This window comes from Sorangium sp. So ce887, assembly GCF_051521455.1.
Taxonomy (GTDB): domain Bacteria; phylum Myxococcota_A; class Polyangia; order Polyangiales; family Polyangiaceae; genus Sorangium.
The window spans coordinates 8,236,930-8,253,084 of the sequence record NZ_CP150354.1; the positions used below are offsets into that span (position 1 = coordinate 8,236,930).

At 72.9% G+C, this 16,155-nt stretch carries 14 protein-coding genes; 6 read left to right on the top strand and 8 right to left on the bottom strand.

Annotation, left to right across the window (positions count from 1 at the left end; genetic code table 11):
• Window positions 1–54 precede the first annotated feature (54 nt).
• On the bottom strand, window positions 55–1,110 hold the full coding sequence (locus WMF36_RS30590; protein ID WP_437574298.1) for a serine/threonine-protein kinase: 1,056 nt from the start codon (window positions 1,108–1,110) through the stop codon (window positions 55–57).
• 261 nt (window positions 1,111–1,371) lie between these two features.
• On the opposite strand from WMF36_RS30590, the gene WMF36_RS30595 reads away from it, so the two are divergent.
• Window positions 1,372–2,403, top strand: coding sequence for an isocitrate/isopropylmalate dehydrogenase family protein (locus WMF36_RS30595; protein ID WP_437574299.1), 1,032 nt, complete (start codon window positions 1,372–1,374; stop codon window positions 2,401–2,403).
• Between the two features lie 101 nt (window positions 2,404–2,504).
• On the opposite strand, the gene WMF36_RS30600 is transcribed toward WMF36_RS30595, so the two are convergent.
• From WMF36_RS30600 to WMF36_RS30610, 3 genes are all read right to left on the bottom strand, one after another.
• Window positions 2,505–4,283 carry an ATP-binding protein gene (locus tag WMF36_RS30600; protein WP_437574300.1) on the bottom strand — a complete coding sequence of 593 codons (1,779 nt, stop codon included), beginning with the start codon at window positions 4,281–4,283 and terminating at the stop codon, window positions 2,505–2,507.
• A 139-nt stretch (window positions 4,284–4,422) separates the two neighbouring features.
• On the bottom strand, window positions 4,423–4,866 hold the full coding sequence (locus WMF36_RS30605; RefSeq protein WP_437574301.1) for a gamma-glutamylcyclotransferase family protein: 444 nt from the start codon (window positions 4,864–4,866) through the stop codon (window positions 4,423–4,425).
• Between the two features lie 347 nt (window positions 4,867–5,213).
• The gene (locus WMF36_RS30610; protein ID WP_437478378.1) at window positions 5,214–5,885 is read right to left on the bottom strand and encodes a DUF2378 family protein; all 672 of its coding nucleotides are present in this window, start codon (window positions 5,883–5,885) and stop codon (window positions 5,214–5,216) included.
• Window positions 5,886–6,316: 431 nt separating this feature from the next.
• On the opposite strand from WMF36_RS30610, the gene WMF36_RS30615 reads away from it, so the two are divergent.
• Window positions 6,317–6,712, top strand: coding sequence for a VOC family protein (locus tag WMF36_RS30615; protein WP_437574302.1), 396 nt, complete (start codon window positions 6,317–6,319; stop codon window positions 6,710–6,712).
• A gap of 196 nt (window positions 6,713–6,908) precedes the next feature.
• Complete coding sequence (locus WMF36_RS30620) at window positions 6,909–7,622, top strand: M15 family metallopeptidase (RefSeq protein ID WP_437574303.1); 714 nt, start codon at window positions 6,909–6,911, stop codon at window positions 7,620–7,622.
• 3 nt (window positions 7,623–7,625) lie between these two features.
• Here the strand turns inward: WMF36_RS30620 and WMF36_RS30625 are convergent, their stop codons facing one another.
• A complete protein-coding gene (locus WMF36_RS30625; protein ID WP_437574304.1) occupies window positions 7,626–8,117 on the bottom strand; it encodes an acyl-CoA thioesterase in 492 nt (163 codons plus the stop codon).
• A gap of 63 nt (window positions 8,118–8,180) precedes the next feature.
• Window positions 8,181–11,054 carry an ATP-binding protein gene (locus WMF36_RS30630; RefSeq protein WP_437574305.1) on the bottom strand — a complete coding sequence of 958 codons (2,874 nt, stop codon included), beginning with the start codon at window positions 11,052–11,054 and terminating at the stop codon, window positions 8,181–8,183.
• Between the two features lie 113 nt (window positions 11,055–11,167).
• Here WMF36_RS30630 and WMF36_RS30635 point away from each other — a divergent pair, with 113 nt between their 5' ends.
• On the top strand, window positions 11,168–12,301 hold the full coding sequence (locus tag WMF36_RS30635; RefSeq protein WP_437574306.1) for a hypothetical protein: 1,134 nt from the start codon (window positions 11,168–11,170) through the stop codon (window positions 12,299–12,301).
• A 145-nt stretch (window positions 12,302–12,446) separates the two neighbouring features.
• On the opposite strand, the gene WMF36_RS30640 is transcribed toward WMF36_RS30635, so the two are convergent.
• Window positions 12,447–13,073 carry a hypothetical protein gene (locus tag WMF36_RS30640; RefSeq protein WP_437574307.1) on the bottom strand — a complete coding sequence of 209 codons (627 nt, stop codon included), beginning with the start codon at window positions 13,071–13,073 and terminating at the stop codon, window positions 12,447–12,449.
• A gap of 146 nt (window positions 13,074–13,219) precedes the next feature.
• Complete coding sequence (locus tag WMF36_RS30645; RefSeq protein ID WP_437574308.1) at window positions 13,220–14,572, bottom strand: penicillin-insensitive murein endopeptidase; 1,353 nt, start codon at window positions 14,570–14,572, stop codon at window positions 13,220–13,222.
• Window positions 14,573–14,697: 125 nt separating this feature from the next.
• Between WMF36_RS30645 and WMF36_RS30650 the strand changes: the two genes are divergently transcribed.
• Both WMF36_RS30650 and WMF36_RS30655 read left to right on the top strand, forming a co-directional pair.
• Window positions 14,698–15,456, top strand: coding sequence for a CoA transferase subunit A (locus tag WMF36_RS30650; protein ID WP_437574309.1), 759 nt, complete (start codon window positions 14,698–14,700; stop codon window positions 15,454–15,456).
• Between the two features lie 25 nt (window positions 15,457–15,481).
• Window positions 15,482–16,147: a CoA transferase subunit B gene (locus WMF36_RS30655; protein WP_437478402.1), complete on the top strand. Its 666-nt coding sequence runs from the start codon at window positions 15,482–15,484 to the stop codon at window positions 16,145–16,147.
• Window positions 16,148–16,155 lie beyond the last annotated feature (8 nt).

Sequence of the window (16,155 nt, forward strand, 5' to 3'; positions counted from 1 at the left end):
TCGGCCCGTCAGCGCATCGGCGCATCCGCGCCGGAGGGGAGACCGCCTGTCCGTTCAGGGCAGCTGGCGCCGCAGGAACTTGAGCGCCTCGCGCGCCGCCGGGTTCACCGGCTCGTAGACGTCGGGGCTCTTCCGGAGCGGCGCGCCGATCGGCTCGCCGGGACGGGCGCCGAGGATGCGCTCGACGTCCTCCAGGAGCGATTGCATCGAGTCGAAGCGGTTCCCGGGCAGCTTGCGGAGCGCGGTGGCGACCAGCGCCTCGAGGCGCCGGTCGATGCCGGGGCGGATCGTGCTCAGCCGGGGGGCCGGCGTGCAGGCGTGCTGGGCGACGACCACCACGTCGTCCGGCGAGGAGAAGGGCAGCTGGCCGGCGAGCATGCGAAACATCGTGATACCGAGGGCGTAGATGTCGGTGCGGCCGTCGACCGGATCGGCGAGGGCCTGCTCCGGGGCCATGTAGGGGACGGTGCCCAGCACGAGGCCGGCCGCGGTCACGGGGCCCGATCTCAGCTTGGCGAAGCCGAAATCCATCACCTTGATCACGCGCGGGCCGCTCGGGGAGCGGACGAGGAACATGTTGTCCGGCTTCACGTCGCGGTGGACGATCCCGACCGCGTGCGCGTCGGCGAGCGCCGACGCCGCCTGCCGTATCAGCGGCAGCGCGACGGCCTCGCTCACGGCCACCTCGCGGCGGAGCAGGACGCCGAGCGACTCGCCGGTGAGGAGCTCGAGCACGATGAATGGGGAACCGTCCTTGCGCTCTCCCGCGTCGAGGACCCGGATGATGTTGGGGTGCCCGAGCTCGGCCGCCACCTCGAGCTCGCGGAGGAACCGCTCGCGCTGGGTCCGGTCCGCGGCGAAGTTGCGGTTCAGGATCTTGATCGCGACCTGCTCCTTCGTGCGGCTGTCCACCGCGAGGTACACGCGCGACATCCCGCCGGCGCCGATGAAGCCCTGGATCACGTAGCGATCCTCGAGGACGGCGCCGAACTGCCGCGTCGGCTGCGCGGGCGGCGCGGACGACAGGGACTCGACGAGGCGGGAGCCGTCGTCGGGACAGAAGCCGTAAGAGCGGTCGGCGTACGCGCGGTGGCAGCGCGGGCAAATCATGGACGCGCGTCATGATGGCGGCGCGAACGGGGAACCTCAAGGGAACTTGCGCCCGGCGGGCAATCTCGCGAGGGGCCGACGAGCGACGAGCGGCCGACGAGACGAGAGGGCGGGCCAAGGGGGTGAGGCCGCGATCTACCTCGCCGGAGCGGCGGCGCGTCCCGCCGCTCCGGCGAGGTAGATCGCGGCGCGCACCTCGGCTATGTGTGCGACTTTCCTCGTCAACGCGACGATCACCTCGAGCCCGAGAAGAGACAGACCGTGACCTCACCGAAGCACCCTGCGACCCTCATCCCCGGCGACGGCATCGGCCCCGAGATCGTGGAGGCGACGCTGCGCGCCCTCGACGCCCTCGGCGCGCCTTTTGAATGGGAGACGTGCGTGGCCGGCATGGCCGGCGTCAAGGAGGCCGGCGATCCCCTGCCCCGGGCCACGCTCGACAGCATCCACCGCACGCAGCTCGCGCTCAAGGGGCCGCTCGAGACGCCGATCGGCGGGGGATACCGCTCCTCGAACGTGCGCCTGCGGCAGGAGTTCAAGCTCTTCGCGAACGTGCGGCCCGCGCGCACGCTGGTCCCGGGCGGCCGCTACGAGAACATCGACATCGTGCTCGTGCGCGAGAACCTCGAGGGCCTCTACGTGGGCTTCGAGCACTACATCCCGATCGGCAGCGACGAGCACGCGGTGGCGATCGGCTCGGGCGTGAACACCCGGGTCGGCTCGCGCCGCATCGCCGAGTTCGCCTACGACTACGCCGAGAAGCACGGCCGCAAGAAGGTCACCATCGTCCACAAGGCCAACATCATGAAGGCCCTCACCGGCCTCTTCCTCGAGACCTCGCGCGAGGTGGGCAAGGGCTACGAGGGCCGCGTGGCGACCGACGAGCGCATCGTGGACGCGTGCGCGATGCAGCTCGTGCTGAACCCGTGGCAGTTCGACGTCATCGTCACGACGAACCTCTTCGGCGACATCCTCTCGGACGAGATCGCGGGCCTCATCGGCGGCCTCGGCATGGCGCCGGGGGCCAACATCGGCCAGCACGCCGCCATCTTCGAGGCGGTGCACGGCTCGGCGCCGGACATCGCCGGCAAGGGCGTGGCGAACCCGATCGCGCTGATGCTCGCCGCCGCGATGATGCTCGACCACGTGGGTCACCAGGAGCTCGCCGGCCGCCTGCGCGCCGGGATCGACGGGGCGCTGAACGTGGACGGGGTGCGCACCGGCGACCTCGGCGGCAAGTCGGACACGAAGGCGCTCACGGACGCCATCGTGGCGCGCATCCAGAACGGCTGAGCGGTCGCGGCGGACCTCGTGTCGGCCGTCGCCGCGGAGGGCGCCGCGGGCGCGGCGCTCGCGTGTCCGCCGTCGCGGCGGAGGGCGCCGCGGGCGCGGGATCAGTCGCCGCTCGAGGGCGCGTCCGAGAGCGGGAGCGTGAAGTGGAAGGCCGTCGTCTCGCCCGGCTCGCTCCGCGCCCAGATGCGACCGCCGTGCGCCTCGACGATGCCCTTGCAGATGTAGAGCCCGAGGCCCGTCCCGGGCGGGCTCCGCCTGGACGGGGCTGACGCGAGCCGCTGGAAGCGCTGGAAGAGCCTCGGCAGATCGTCCGGATGGATGCCCGGCCCGCGGTTCTCGACGGCGATCTCCGCCTCGGCGTCGCGGCGCGAGAGCGTCACCCGGATCGGCGCGGCGGGGTCGCCGTACTTGGCGGCGTTGACAAGGAGGTTCCCGATCACCTGCTCGATGCGCGCCTCGTCCACGTGGACGAGCGGCACGTCGTCGTCCGCGGTGAGCACGACGTCGCGCTCCGGCCGCTCCGCGGCGGCGAGCTCGACGGCGTCGCGGAGGTGGGCGCGCAGGTCCGTCGGCCGCCGGTCGAGGGAGAAGCGCCGCGCCTCGATCTTTGAAGCGTCGAGCAGATCCCCCGTCATCCGCTCGAGGCGCTGGACGCTGGCCAGGATCTTCTGGCTCCACGGCCTGATGTCGGCGGCCTCGGACCTTCGCGACAGCACGCCCGCGCACGCGGTGATCGCGGTGAGCGGCTGCTTGAGGTCGTGCGCCACGATGGTGATCCACTCCTCGCGGAGCCGCTCGCGCTCCATGAAATGGGTGACGTCCTCGTAGCTGGCGATGGCGCCGAGGATCGTGCCCTGGCCGTCGCGGATGGGGCCGGCGCTCACCACGACGGGGACGTGGCTCCCGTCGGTCCTCCGGAACCACAGCTCCGCGCAGGTCGTCCCCTGGCCGCGCGCCGCCCGGACGAGGGGCATCTCGTGGTGCGGAAGGGGCTGCCCGCCCGGCGCGCAGAGGAGCGCGCGCTGGGCGGGCGCGGGCGTCGTGAGCGGGTGCGGGCCGCCGCAGAGCTGCTCGCAGCGGCGGCTCGCGAGGAGCGAGCGGTCGCCGCGCTCGTCGAAGACGGCGATCGCGACGGGGAAGTCCTCGATGATGCTGCGCAGCCACTGCCGCTCCGCCGCGAGGCGGGCGTCCGCCTCGCAGGCCGCGGCCCGGGCGTCCCGGTGGAGCGCCTCGGCGCGCTGCTCCGCCTGCGCGCGCGCGTCGGCGTCGTCGACGCGCGCGCCGTGGAGGCGGCGCTCGGCGCCCCGTTCGACCTCGCGCTCGGCGGCCGCCAGGGCGAGGGCGAACAGCGCGCCGAGGGCCTGGACGCGCGGGAGGAGCTCCAGCGAGGGCGCGCTGCGGCCGCTGAACGCGCAGGTGAGGACGCCCAGCAGCCGGTCTGCGCCGAGCAGGGGGGCGGCCAGCACCCAGCAGGCCTTCAGGCAGGTCTCGATCGCGCGGATATCGGCGAAGCGATCGAGGGCCGCGTCGTCCGCCGCTGCCTGCTCGACGCGGCGACTCTCTGCGGCGCTCAGGGCGAGGGACGGGGTGCTCGTGAGGTCGTCGAGCGCCCCGGCGAGCGCACCCGGCAAGCCGGAGGAGGCGAGCAGGCGGAGGGGGCGCGGGCGATCTGTCGGCATGCGCGTGCGCGTGCCGTGGAGGAGCGAGAGGTCGGCGCCGAGCAGCCGGGTGGCCTGCGCGGCGATGGTGTCGTGGAGCTGCTGCGGATCGAGCTTCCCGGAGAGCGCGGCGGACGCCTCGACGATCGCCTCCGCGAGCTGGGCGGAGGCCGCTGCGGGCTCTCCGTTCGTGCCCGGGGTCCGGTCATGCGCCGAGATCATCGTCACGCGTCCTCGGACCTTGGCCTAGCACCTGCGTAGGGAGGTGCCGCTCGAGCGGATGGCGCATCGACCTCGTTCGGGCGGCGTGAGCGAGCGGACGGAGGCGGGCGGTCCATGCTGTGGGCCGAGCTGTCGGCGATCAACGGGACGGATCGAAGCGGCGTTTGGCCCAGCTCACGAGCGGGCTGTTGTCGCGGGTCCGCGCGGCGCCGGGCGCGCCGCGACGTTTCCGCCAGTCGCCTTCGCGGACGCGGCGGCAGCCTGCGGCCTGTTCCATCGAGAGGAGGTAGGCCTGGGCCTCCCGCCCGTCGGCGAGGCGAACGGCGGCGCGGCGGTGCAGGATCGGGTGTCCCCGGTGCACGTCGAGCGCGGCGAGCGCGGCGGGCGCGACGGCGTAGAGCTCGCCGGTCACGGTAACGAGCCCGCCCTCGACGAGGGCGCCGCTCGTGCCCAGGTCGACGAGCGCGTACCGGGAGATCGTGCTCGCCTCCCCGAGCGGGCGTGCCGCCGAGAGCCACTCGTGCTGGTCCTCGCCCTTCATGAGGTTGTCGTAGACGAAGAGCGCGATCTCGCTGGTGGTCATCTGGCGTGGTCCCCGGGACGGGCCCGGCGGCCCGGCAGAGACCCTCGCAAGGGGAGGGGGCGGGCGCAAGGTCGGCCGGGAGGACGCGGGCGGGGAATCGGCGGGAGATGCAGCGCGATGGGAACGTTGCACCTGCCCGCTCGGGGAGCTGCGACTCGGGGCTGAGGCTCGGACGAGGGGGGGTGCCGCGATGAGGGGAGATGGCTCATCGACTCTTGAGCTGTCGGTCAGCGCGTGGACGAATGCGCCTCGCGTACGTCGGTCTCCGCGACACCCGATCTCGCCACGGGATCTCGCGATCGGCTTTGCGACCGGATTGACCGCCCCTTACCGCCCCGCGCGCGGCCCTACCAGCTCACCACGAACTGCAGCGCGTCCGGCCCTCGCACATCCACGGAGATCGTCGGCTTGGCGCCGTATCCCATGACGAGCGCCTCGAAATTGCCCAGCGGGTACTCCAGCGTGCCGCGGAAGCTGCTGATGTCGATCTGCACCTCCGACGGACCCAGCTGCCGCGCCCTGGCCGACGGCCCCTTCACGAGCGCGCCGAGGCTGCCCGTGTAGCGCATCAGCGCGGCGCCCGGGTCGGTCGCGAGGTGCATCGTGATCCGACCGAGCGCGCTCTCCCTGAACGCCGCGACCTGCTGCCGCGCCAGGCGCCGGTACGCCTCGCGCGAGCTCCGGTTCGGGTGCGAGAGCCGCGCGGCCGCGTCGTAGACACGCAGGAAGTCCCGCATCGGATAGTCCGAGAACGGCAAGTAAAGCCCACCCCGCGGCGGGCTCGACAGCGTCGTCACCACCTGCACGAACCGCTCCCCGAGCGTCGCCGCCAGCGCGTTGAAGAACATCCCCTTCATCGCGTAAAACTCGGGGACACCCGCCACCACGGCGTCGATGTCGATGTTGCCGAGGAGCGGGTCGGACGGACGCACGTCGAAGGACGCACCGTTCGGCCCCACGAGCGGCCCCTCGGCGGCCGGCGCGCTCGCCGGCATGACGCTTCGAGGCACGGTGCGCATGACGCCGCTTCTGGGAATCGGCGTCTCGTTCGCTTGCCGTTGCTGGTCGCTGCGGACCTCTTTCATCATGGTGCTCGCCGCGGAAAATCCTCGACACGGGGCCGCTTGCGGTAACCACCGCAGCAGAGGGAACACTCCCGCTATTGCAACGGCCATGCCGCCCGATGTCGACACGAGTCACCGCACGAACACGGGGGTTCACGGCGGATTTCCCTTGCATGGATGAAACGCCGCTTCAGCGGTGCAACCGAGGGCAATGGCCCGGACGGTACCGACCTCCGCTCCGGCCGCGAGCGCGCGTAGGCGGAGACACACATCCGAGAGCGCCCGGGGCGAAGGGACACCGCGTCACGTCTCCTGACAGCACGCTGTCAGGAGGGCCGTCGTAGGCTGCCAGGGCGCGCGGGCGGAAGTCCCGCGAGGAGGACCTCATGAAGGCAGGACTGGGTGGCGTGATCGTCTATGTGCCCGATGCGGTGGAAGCCGCGGCGTTCTACGAGCGCGCGTTCGGCTTCGAGCGCAAGTTCGTCTCCGGCGGCAACGATTACTGCGAGATGCACGGAGACGTGCCGCTCGGGTTCGTGCAGGAGGACTACGTCCAGAAGCACCTGCCCGAGTTCGTGAAGAACCGGTCCGGCGCGCACCCCGCCGGGTTCGAGATCGCCGTCACGAGCAAGGACGTGGACGCGGCGTTCGCGCGCGCGGTTCAGGCCGGCGCCGCGCCCGTCACGGAGCCCCACGACATGCCCTGGGGCCAGCGCGTCTCCTACGTGCGCGATCTGAACGGCGTGCTCGTGGAGATCTGCTCGCCGTGGACCACCTCATGAGATCGACCGCTGCGCCGCGGCGCCATCGCGGTGGCACCGTCGCTGCGACGCAGTGCGCCGCCTGCCGCGAGGGTGCGCCCTGTCGCCTGACAGCGCTCTCCTGACAGGCGCCTGCGGCAAGTCCTTGCCGCGCCTGACGCGGCCTGCTTAACCTCCGCGCGTGAACGCGAACGGTCGGACACGGGTGCATCTGCTCGTGGCAGCAGCGATCGCCCTGCTCGCGGCCGGCCCCTCGGGGCTCGGCGGCGGGCCCGTCGCGGAGGCCAAGGAGGCCGCCGGGGGCAAGAGCAAGAAGAAGAAGGCGCCGCAGTACGAGTGCCGCCCGCAGAGCCCGCAGAAGTTCCTGAAGCGGCGCACCTTCGTCCAGAAGGGCATGCTCAACCCGAAGAAGCACGCCAAGGCGGTCCGCTACCTCGCCGAGCGTTACGGCCACGTCGATACCGAGGAGACGCGGCGCTACAACCCCGAGAGCGCCCACGCCCAGGCCACGACCGTGCGGTTCATGGGCCTGCCGCTCTCCATCCACGAGAAGGTCGCGCCCGCGCTCCACTGCGTCGAGAAGCGGATCCGCGCGACGTGCAACAGCAAGTCCCGCCGCTACACGCCGCGCGCTGTCGGCGGGTTCCGCACGGCGAACAGCTACCGCGGCGCGGAGATCTCGAACCACCTCTTCGGCACCGCCATCGACATCGATCCCGAGCGGAATCCGTGCTGCGGCTGCGTCGATCCGTGGCCCACGAGCCCGCTGTGCCACGAGAAGAAGCGCACCGCCTACGAGCGCACGGCCCTCCCCCGCTGCTGGATCAAGGCGTTCGAGCGCTACGGCTTCGACTGGCTGGGCCACGACGACCTCGAGGACACGATGCACTTCGAGTTCCTCGGGGATCCCGACCGGTTCAAGAAGAGGTAGCGCTCACGCCCCGCCGCGGCCGCCCGCGCGCCGGGAGAGCCGGCGCGCGCGCCGCTCTGCCGCGGCGTCGGCGAGGCGGCGATCCTCGTCCGTCTCCAGCCGGAGCGGCGGCACCGCCGTCGGCCGCAGCGACGCGTCGACGGCCACGAACGTCACGAAGGCCGTGACCGTGGGCCAGACGTCGCCCGTCGTCGCGTCCTCCCCCTCGACCGACACCAGGATCTCGAGCGACGTGCGGAACGTCGCCGTCACCCGCGCGGCAAGGCGCACGACCTGACCGACCTTGATCCCGCGGTCGAACGAGAGATCGTCGATGCCCGCGGTGATCACCGTGCTGCCGGTGTGCCGCTGCGCGCAGATCGCAGCGCACAGGTCGACCCAGGCGAGCACCTGCCCGCCGAAGATCGAGCCGAGCGCGTTCGCGTGCGTCGGCAGGACGTACTCGGTCATCGTCGTGACCGAATCGGAGGCGCGCTTCTCTTGCTGTGCTTTCACCCGCCAGATGTATCACCGCGTCGCCCGCGCTCGTCCTCGAGCGCGCGGGCGACGCGGCACTAGCTAGCTGGAGCTGGAGACCCGCCCCGGGCTCGGGAACAACGCCGGCTCCTCCGGGGTGGGCGTGCGGCCCGGGCTCGACGAGGAGACCGGCGGCTGCTTGGCGAGCCCCGCCGGCCCCGTCGGGAGCGTGGGCTCGTCCTCGAAGCGCATCGACGTGACCTTCAGCCGCGCGAAGATCGCCTCGGCCCGCTCGTTCATCGTCACCGCCTCGCGCCGCGCCGCCATGTTCGCCAGGAAGCTCCGGTCGGTCGTCAGGAACCGCGCGTAGGCCTGGAACGTGCGCGCGAGCTCGAGCTCGTTCCCCGTCTCCTCGAAGATGCTCACGGACCGCGCGAAGTAGGCGCGCGCGCTCTTCGTGTGCGCGCTGCCCCAGCCGCCCGCCGCCGTGATCTCGCCGAGCGTCCGCAGCGCGATGCCGAGGTGCACCTTGCTCCGGACCGAGGCGAACAGGTCCACCGCCCGGCTGATCGAGTCACGCGCCTTCTCCAGATCGCCCCGGAGCATGTAGGCCTTCCCGAGGGCGCGCCGCGCCTCGGCCAGGCCGAGCCGGTCGCCGAGCTCGTCGCAGAGCTCCTCGGCCTGCTGCAGCACCCGCACCGCCTCGTCGGGATCGCCGCTCCGGTAGAGCGTCCCGCCGATGTTCGTCAGGATGAGCGCCGTCCGGTTGCGATCGCCGACCTGCCGCGCCACCTCCAGCGCCTCCTCGAAGAGCTCGAGGGCGCGGCGGTGGTCGCGCTGATCCTGGGCGATCATCCCGAGGTTGTTCAGGCTCACCACGACGCCGAGCAGATCCGAGATCTCGCGCCGGATCGCGAGCGACCGCTCGAACGTGTTGAGGGCCTGCTTGAACTCGCCCGAGTCCTGCAGGGCGAGGCCGAGGTTGTTCAGCGACAGCGCGATCGAGCGGCGGTCGCCCATCCGCTCGCGGCGGGCGAGGGCGTCGCGCAGCCACTTCAGCGCCTCCTGGTACTCGCCCCGGAGCCAGTGCAGCTTGCCGATGTCGTCGATGGTCGAGGCGATCCCCCGCTCGTCCCGCGCGCCCTCGAAGAGGCGGAGCGCGGTCGTGAGGTGCTTGCCGGCCTCGTCGAGCGAGCCGCTGTCGCGGTAGAGCCGCCCGATGCGGTTGTGCGCCGCGCCGCCCTTGCGCCGGTTGTCGAGCCGGTAGGCGAGCGTCAGCATCTCGCGGAAGGCGGCGAGCGCGTCGTCGATCCGCCCGGCGAGCTGCAGGACGTCGCCGTAGTCGTGGAGCGCGTCGATGCGCCGCGCGACGTGCGCGTCGCCGAGCAGCGACAGCCCGCGCGCGTAATACTCCGCGGCCTTCGCGTTCGAGTAGCGCCCGCGCGCCACGTCCCCGGCGTCGAGCAGCGACAGCCCCGCCCGCACCGAGTCGCCGATGCGCTCGCGGTGCGTCGCGAGCTCGGCGAGGAACTCCTCGCTGGCGCGCACCGCCACCTGCTGCTCCAGCCACTCGGCGATCGCGTGGTGGTACCGCCGCTGGGCCGCGGCGCTCATCCGCTTCTGGAGCGCCTCGCGCTCCTTGTCGTGCATGAACACGAACTCGTCCGAGCCCGCGAAGCTCGACTCGCTCTGCTTGCGCAGGTAGCCGCGGTCGCACAGCGAGCGGAGCGCGGCGTTGATCCGGTCGAGGTCCTTGTCGCTCTCTTCCTCGCCCCACAGCTCGGGCGCCTGACAGCCGGCCCGGCCGAGCACGAACAGCGCGCCGCTCCAGAACGCCGGGCCGATGGTCGCGGCCTGCTCGAGCAGCTGCCGGCAGTCGTGATCGAGCGCGGCGAGGCGGACGTTCACGGCGTCCTCGACCGTCATCGGGAGGTGCGCCGTCGACAGCTTGCCGAGCTGCACGCGCCAGCGCGGCCCGCCCGAGTCGGGCGCGAGCTCCTCGATCACGCCCTGGTCGTGGCAGATGCGGACCATCTGCTCGATGAGCGCCGGGTTGCCGTTCGCGAAGGAGCAGGCCGCCTCGACGAGCTCGGGCGGCGCGCCCGGCCGGCCCTGCGACTCCGCGCCCGCGGCGTCGACGACGACGACGTCCTCGCCGCCGCGCGGCATGCAGGGCGCGAGCAGCGCCCTCGCCAGCTCCGCCGCCTCGGCCTCGCCGAGCGGCGTGAGCTCGACCAGCGCGTGGCGCCGCTCGCCGACCTTGCCCCAGTCGTCCTCACGGGTGAGCAGCTCCGGGCGGGCCGCGCAGACGATCAGGACCGGGCCCGCGAGGTACTCGATGAGGTAGCGCAGGAGCGCGAGGGAGTCGTCGTGGGCGGCGTGGATGTCCTCGAAGACGAGGCACACGGGGCCCTGGGCGGCGTCCGCCTCGAGGAACGCCTTCAGCACGGCGCGGCGGATGAGGTCGGCCTGCGCCGGGTCGTCCTGCACCGCGCGGGTGAGCGGGCTGTCGCCGAACGCGAGCCCGATGAACTGGCCGAGGAAGTAGATGACGTCCCCGACCTTGCGGTCGCCCATCACGTGCGCGACCTGCGCGCGGACCTCGGCGCGGGCCGCGTCCTTGTCCATGCCGTCCGAGAGGCCGAAGCGGGCGCGCAGGAGCCGCGTGAAGATGCCGTACGCGGACGCCATGTCGCCGGCGCTGCCCGCGTAGACGCGCAGCGCGGCGGAGCCCTGGCGCTGCCGCTCGAGGAAGTCGCGCGCGAGCCTGCTCTTGCCGATGCCCGGCGGGCCGACGAGCGTCACGGTCCGGGTGGAGCGCTCCCGCTCGACGGCGTCGAGGGCGCGGGCCAGCGCCGACAGCTCGGCCTCGCGCCCGATCAGCGGTGCGCGGGCGGGCGTCGCTGCGCCAGTTGCACTGTCCTCTCGGCTCATCTCCATGGCCTCCACGTCCCCGGGGGCCGCAGCGCGGGACATTCCCCTCGGCTCATCTCCCTGCCTCCGCGTCCCCGGGTGCCGCAGCGCGGGGACACGATGTCCCGAGCCTATACCAGGTTCGGCTTCGGTGGCGCGTGCGGTAAGCTGCGGGCGTGGACGACGAGGTCACGGGGACGCCGCGGAGCGCCGGCAACACGGCGCGCAACGCCGCGGAGATCCGCGGACGCATCACGGCCTGCTTCAGCCTGGCCGAGCTGCGCCGCTTCGCAGAAGAGCTCGGCGTGCCCGACATCCCCTGGGATCGGGGGATCCAGGGAGCAGCGCACGAGCTCGTCCGCCGCTTCGAGCAGCGGCGCGAGCTCTTGTCGCTCGTCGAGCAGCTCCGCGCGGTACGGCCGCTCGTGGAGTGGCCCGACATGCCGATGGTGCCGCCGGCCACATCGATCGCGCAGGCGCACACGGACATCCCGCGACCGGCGCCGCTGCCGAAGCTCGCGCCGCTGCAGGTCCCCTCGCCTCCCACGGAGGTCCCGACGCTGGCGCCGCCGCCGATCCCGCCGACCACACGGACGCCGACCGTCCCCATGGCGGAGCCCGCGAAGCTGCGGTCGCCCGGCGCCGCCGGGCCGGCGTACCGCGCGGCCGGCCCTCCGGGCGCCGCCGAGCGCGCGCCGGCCCGCGCCTCGCGCCGCATCGACTCGCGGCTCCTGCTCGCCGCCCTGGGGCTCGTGGCGGTCAGCCTGTTCGTCGCCTTCCTGATCGGCAGGGCGTCGAGCGCGCCGGACGATGCGGCGGCGCGGGCGAGCGCCGCGCCCGCGAGCGCCGCTCCCGCGAGCGCCCCGCCGCCGGCGGCCCGACCGGACGGGGTCGCGGCGCGCGCGGCCGCCGCGATCGAGCGCCGGATCGAGAGCGTGGCGCGGGCGTGCGAGATCTCTCCGGGCTCCGCGGAGGACGTGATGCGCCGCGCCTTCGAGCGCTGCGGACCGGCGCCCGCCCACCCGGCGCAACGGACGGCCCCGGCGCAAGGGAGCGATGCGCCGGCGGCGGAGCGCCCGGCGTTGCCGCCGGCCGCTGCAGGGGCGGCGCCTCGCGCGGCCGCCGCGGCCGGCAACACGCCCGCCGGCGGCAACGCCGGGTGCGTGGGGGCGTGCGAGCGGCGACACAAGGCGTGCAGGGCGACGCAATGCGGTAAGGAGCCCACGCAGGGCAGCCAGTACCAGCGCTACCAGAGCTGCCTGTCGACGTGCCTGGAGCAGGCGTCCAGGTGTCGCCTCGGCTGCCTCTGAGCTGCCTCCCGCTCGCGGGCGCCGTGAACGGCGGCGTCGCGCGGGCGCCGTGAACGGCAGCGTCGCGCGGGCTCCGTGAACGGCAGGGCCCCGCGAGCGGCTTGCGCCCAGCGACCGGCGCCAGCCGCGCGATCGCGGGCCGGCGTCAGAGCGGCGGGCGGCTGCGGCGCATCACGCTGACCGTGGCGGTCGGCTGGTGCTCGGGGCAGCCGGTGCGGCCGGATCGGCTCGGGTCGAAGTCGATGCGGAGGCAGGTCTTGCAGACGCAGAGATAGGCGTCGTGGAACTCGCGGTAGTTCAGCATGTCCACCGCGAACAGGCTGAGGACGATGTCGCTGAGCAAGTCCTCTTCGCGCGGGCACGACTCCCAGAGCGCGGCGTCTCCGGCGCGGCGCACGCGCCCGCCGTCGATCGCGGCGGCGAGGAAGCGATCGTCCGCGGCGGGCGGCATGAAGGCGCGGAGCGAGGCGAGCACCCGGAACCGCGCCGCCTCGACGAGCTCCTGGAGCTCGGGCTCGTCCGGTTCTGCCGGGGCGAGCGGGCCGAGCGCCACCTGCTTGGAGAAGCCCTCGGTCACATAGGCCGGGCGTGGCATCCGCCCGGGCGCCACGAGGTGCTTCTCGAACCAGCGCGCGAGCGCCACGCAGCTCTGTGGAGGCTTGTCGACGAACGTGAGCGCCGCGAGCAGCGCGCGCCGATCGTGACCGCTGGCGACGAGCGACGGAGCCGATGGAAGCGTGGGAATCGAGGTGTGGGAGTCAGCTTGGCGCATGAACACCCCCCTTTATCCACCCCAGTCTGCACGAGGATTTCTCTCGCGGTCCAGATGCGATGGCGCCCCGGTCAAAGATTGCGGAACCACCTGCAACGCATTGCGTTATAGGCGCCTGACTGTGACGGTGCGCGGGGAGGCGGGTCTCAGTCCGTGATCTTGAGCGCCCCGCTGTCGTCGAGCGCGCCGCTCGCGTCGGCGCCGTCCGAGTCGGCCTCGACGTCGTCCTGGGACGTGGACTTTCGCAGAAACGACAGGTCGAGGCCGCCCATGGGCTGCTGCGCTGCCGCGCGCGCGGCGGCGGCGGGGAGCGCGTCGGCTTCACCCGCGCGCGGCACGGCGCGGCGCCCCTCCTTCTCAGGGCGCGGCTCCTCGCGGCGCGGGTCCTCGCGGCGCGAGCCTTTCGCGGGATCGCGCCGGCTCGCTCCGGCCTCGCGGGGCCGCTCCGGCGCGGGCGTCGCGGTCGCCGCCTGCGGGCGCGCGGCCTGAGCGCGGGCGGAGGGGGTCCGGAGCGCCTTGGCCGTCTTCGCCATGCGCCCGCGCGTGCGGAACGAGGGCGCGTTCTTCGCGAGCTCGATGCAGCTGCCGCGCATGGCGCGCGGGCAGGAGATGCGCACGTGCATGTGGTCGTCGTGCGGCTCGGCGCCCGTCGGCTGCATCATGGCGAGCTGCGCGCGGACGAGCAGCGCGCGGGAGACGCCGATGCGCTTGGCGTGGGCGAGCAGCGCGTGCCGCAGCGGATCGGAGATGAAGATGTGGCTCACGTGGGCGCGGGGGTCGGTGAGCAGGTGCTGCACGAGCAGCCAGTTGCGGGGCACGTCGAAGCGCGCCCCGGGCAGGTTGGTCGAGGCGAGCCGGGCGTTGAATTGCAGGAAGCGCGGCGCGTGGACCTGCTTGCCGCGGCCGTCGAGCGCGTAGAAGCCGAGGTCGACGTCGCGGCCGCTCTCGTGGGAGTTGTGGCGGTGGACGTCGCCGCCGCGCTGGCGCGACAGGTCGCCGACCTCGAGCACGGCGCCCGGGAAGCGCCTGGCCACGCCGCGCGCCGCGCGCTCGATCATGCCGACGAGCGCCGGCACCCCCCAGCGGACGTCGGCGTGCGCGTAGGCGGGCACGACGCGGATGTCCTTGCGCGAGGTGTCGAGCCGCACGCCGCCTTCGAGGCGCCCCTCGTTCGGGTGGCCGACCGACGAGGCGGGCGCCTTGGGCGCGGCCTTGGTCTTGGCCGGCTCGGCCGATCTCGCCCCTGCGTCGCCGGCGCGGGGACGGTGGCCCTTGCCGGCGTCCTTCGTGAGCCGCGCGCGCGGCGACCCCGCGCGCGCCCGTGTGCCCGCGGCGGGGCGCGCCTTCGAGCCTGCCGGCTCTTTCGCTGCAGAGCGCGCCTTCGAGCCCGCCGGCGTCTCCGCGGCAGAGCGCGCCTGCGCGTCCGGCGCCGCGGCCGCCGGGGCGCCGGGCAAGGAGAGCGCCAGGATCGTGAACAGCAAGGAGAGCGGTCGAGGCACACCGGTGCGTTACGGGGTTTCGGCGGGTAGGGCCAAAAAGCCGGCGCCGCCCGGTCCCCGTGCCGCGCTGCGGCGGCAGCGGAGGCTTTTGCCTCGCGGCCAGTTGGGGTACCTCTCGGTCGGCCATGGACAAGGTCTACAAGAGCGCTCTGGATGCCGTGAGGGACATCCCCGGCGGCGCCACGATCCTCTCGGGCGGCTTCGGCCTCTGCGGCATCCCGGAGCACTGCATCGCTGCGCTCCGCGAGCTCGGCACGAAGGATCTCGTGGTCGTGTCCAACAACTGCGGGGTCGACAGCTTCGGCCTCGGGATCCTCCTTCAGAACCGCCAGATCCGGAAGATGATCTCGTCGTACGTCGGCGAGAACAAGGAGTTCGAGCGGCAGTACCTGAGCGGTGAGCTCGAGGTCGAGCTCACGCCGCAGGGCACGCTGGCCGAGCGCATCCGCGCCGGGGGCGCCGGGATCCCGGCGTTCTACACCCCGACCGGGGCGGGCACGGCCATCAGCGAGGGCGGGCTGCCGGTGCTCTACAACCCCGACGGCACGGTGAAGAGGTACTCCGAGAAGAAGGAAGTGCGGCAGTTCGACGGCCGCGACTACGTGCTCGAGCCGGCCATCCGCGGCGACTTCGCGCTCGTGAAGGCCTGGAAGGGCGACCGGTTCGGCAACCTCGTCTACCGCCACACCGCCATGAACTTCAACCCCATGATGGCGATGGCCGCGAAGGTGACGATCGCCGAGGTCGAGGAGCTCGTCGAGGTCGGGTCGCTCGACCCGGACCACATCCACACGCCCGGGATCTTCGTTCACCGGATCTTCCAGGGCGAGCGCCACGAGAAGCGGATCGAGCGGCGCACGGTGCGCAAGGCGTCGGCCGCCTAGGCGCGGCGCCGGGACAGGGGAGACGATGGGACTCACGCGGGAACAGATCGCGCAGCGCGCCGCGCTGGAGCTCAAGGACGGCTACTACGTCAACCTCGGCATCGGGATGCCGACGCTCGTCGCCAACTACATCCCCGCCGGGGTCGAGGTGGTGCTCCAGAGCGAGAACGGGCTGCTCGGCATCGGCCCGTACCCGGTCGAGGGCGCCGAGGACCCGGACCTCATCAACGCCGGCAAGGAGACCGTGACGATGCTCCCCGGCTCGGCGATCTTCTCGAGCGCCGAGTCGTTCGCGCAGATCCGGGGCGGCCACATCGACCTCGCGATCCTCGGGGCCATGGAGGTCTCCGAGAAGGGCGATCTTGCCAACTGGATGATCCCCGGCAAGATGGTGAAGGGGATGGGCGGGGCGATGGATCTCGTGGTGAGCGCGAAGCGCGTCGTCGTGATCATGGATCACGCGGCGAAGAACGGCGCGCCGAAGATCCTGACCGAGTGCGCGCTGCCCCTCACCGGGCGCGGCGTGGTCCACCGGATCATCACCGATCTCGCCGTGCTCGACGTGACGCCCGAGGGGCTCGTGCTGCGCGAGCTCGCGCCCGGCGTGAGCGCCCGAGAGGTGCAGGAGAAGACACAACCAACGCTCCGGGTCCCCTCCGATGTCCAGGAGATGGGCCAGCGGGGCGCCTGAGGGTTCGC

Coding starts and splice junctions, on each gene's coding strand:
- WMF36_RS30590 (WP_437574298.1), bottom strand. CDS start 1,110: ATGATTTGCCCGCGCTGCCACCGCGCGTACGCCGACCGCTCTTACGGC.
- WMF36_RS30600 (WP_437574300.1), bottom strand. CDS start 4,283: ATGATCTCGGCGCATGACCGGACCCCGGGCACGAACGGAGAGCCCGCA.
- WMF36_RS30605 (WP_437574301.1), bottom strand. CDS start 4,866: ATGACCACCAGCGAGATCGCGCTCTTCGTCTACGACAACCTCATGAAG.
- WMF36_RS30610 (WP_437478378.1), bottom strand. CDS start 5,885: ATGCGCACCGTGCCTCGAAGCGTCATGCCGGCGAGCGCGCCGGCCGCC.
- WMF36_RS30615 (WP_437574302.1), top strand. CDS start 6,317: ATGAAGGCAGGACTGGGTGGCGTGATCGTCTATGTGCCCGATGCGGTG.
- WMF36_RS30630 (WP_437574305.1), bottom strand. CDS start 11,054: ATGTCCCGCGCTGCGGCCCCCGGGGACGTGGAGGCCATGGAGATGAGC.
- WMF36_RS30640 (WP_437574307.1), bottom strand. CDS start 13,073: ATGCGCCAAGCTGACTCCCACACCTCGATTCCCACGCTTCCATCGGCT.
- WMF36_RS30650 (WP_437574309.1), top strand. CDS start 14,698: ATGGACAAGGTCTACAAGAGCGCTCTGGATGCCGTGAGGGACATCCCC.
- WMF36_RS30655 (WP_437478402.1), top strand. CDS start 15,482: ATGGGACTCACGCGGGAACAGATCGCGCAGCGCGCCGCGCTGGAGCTC.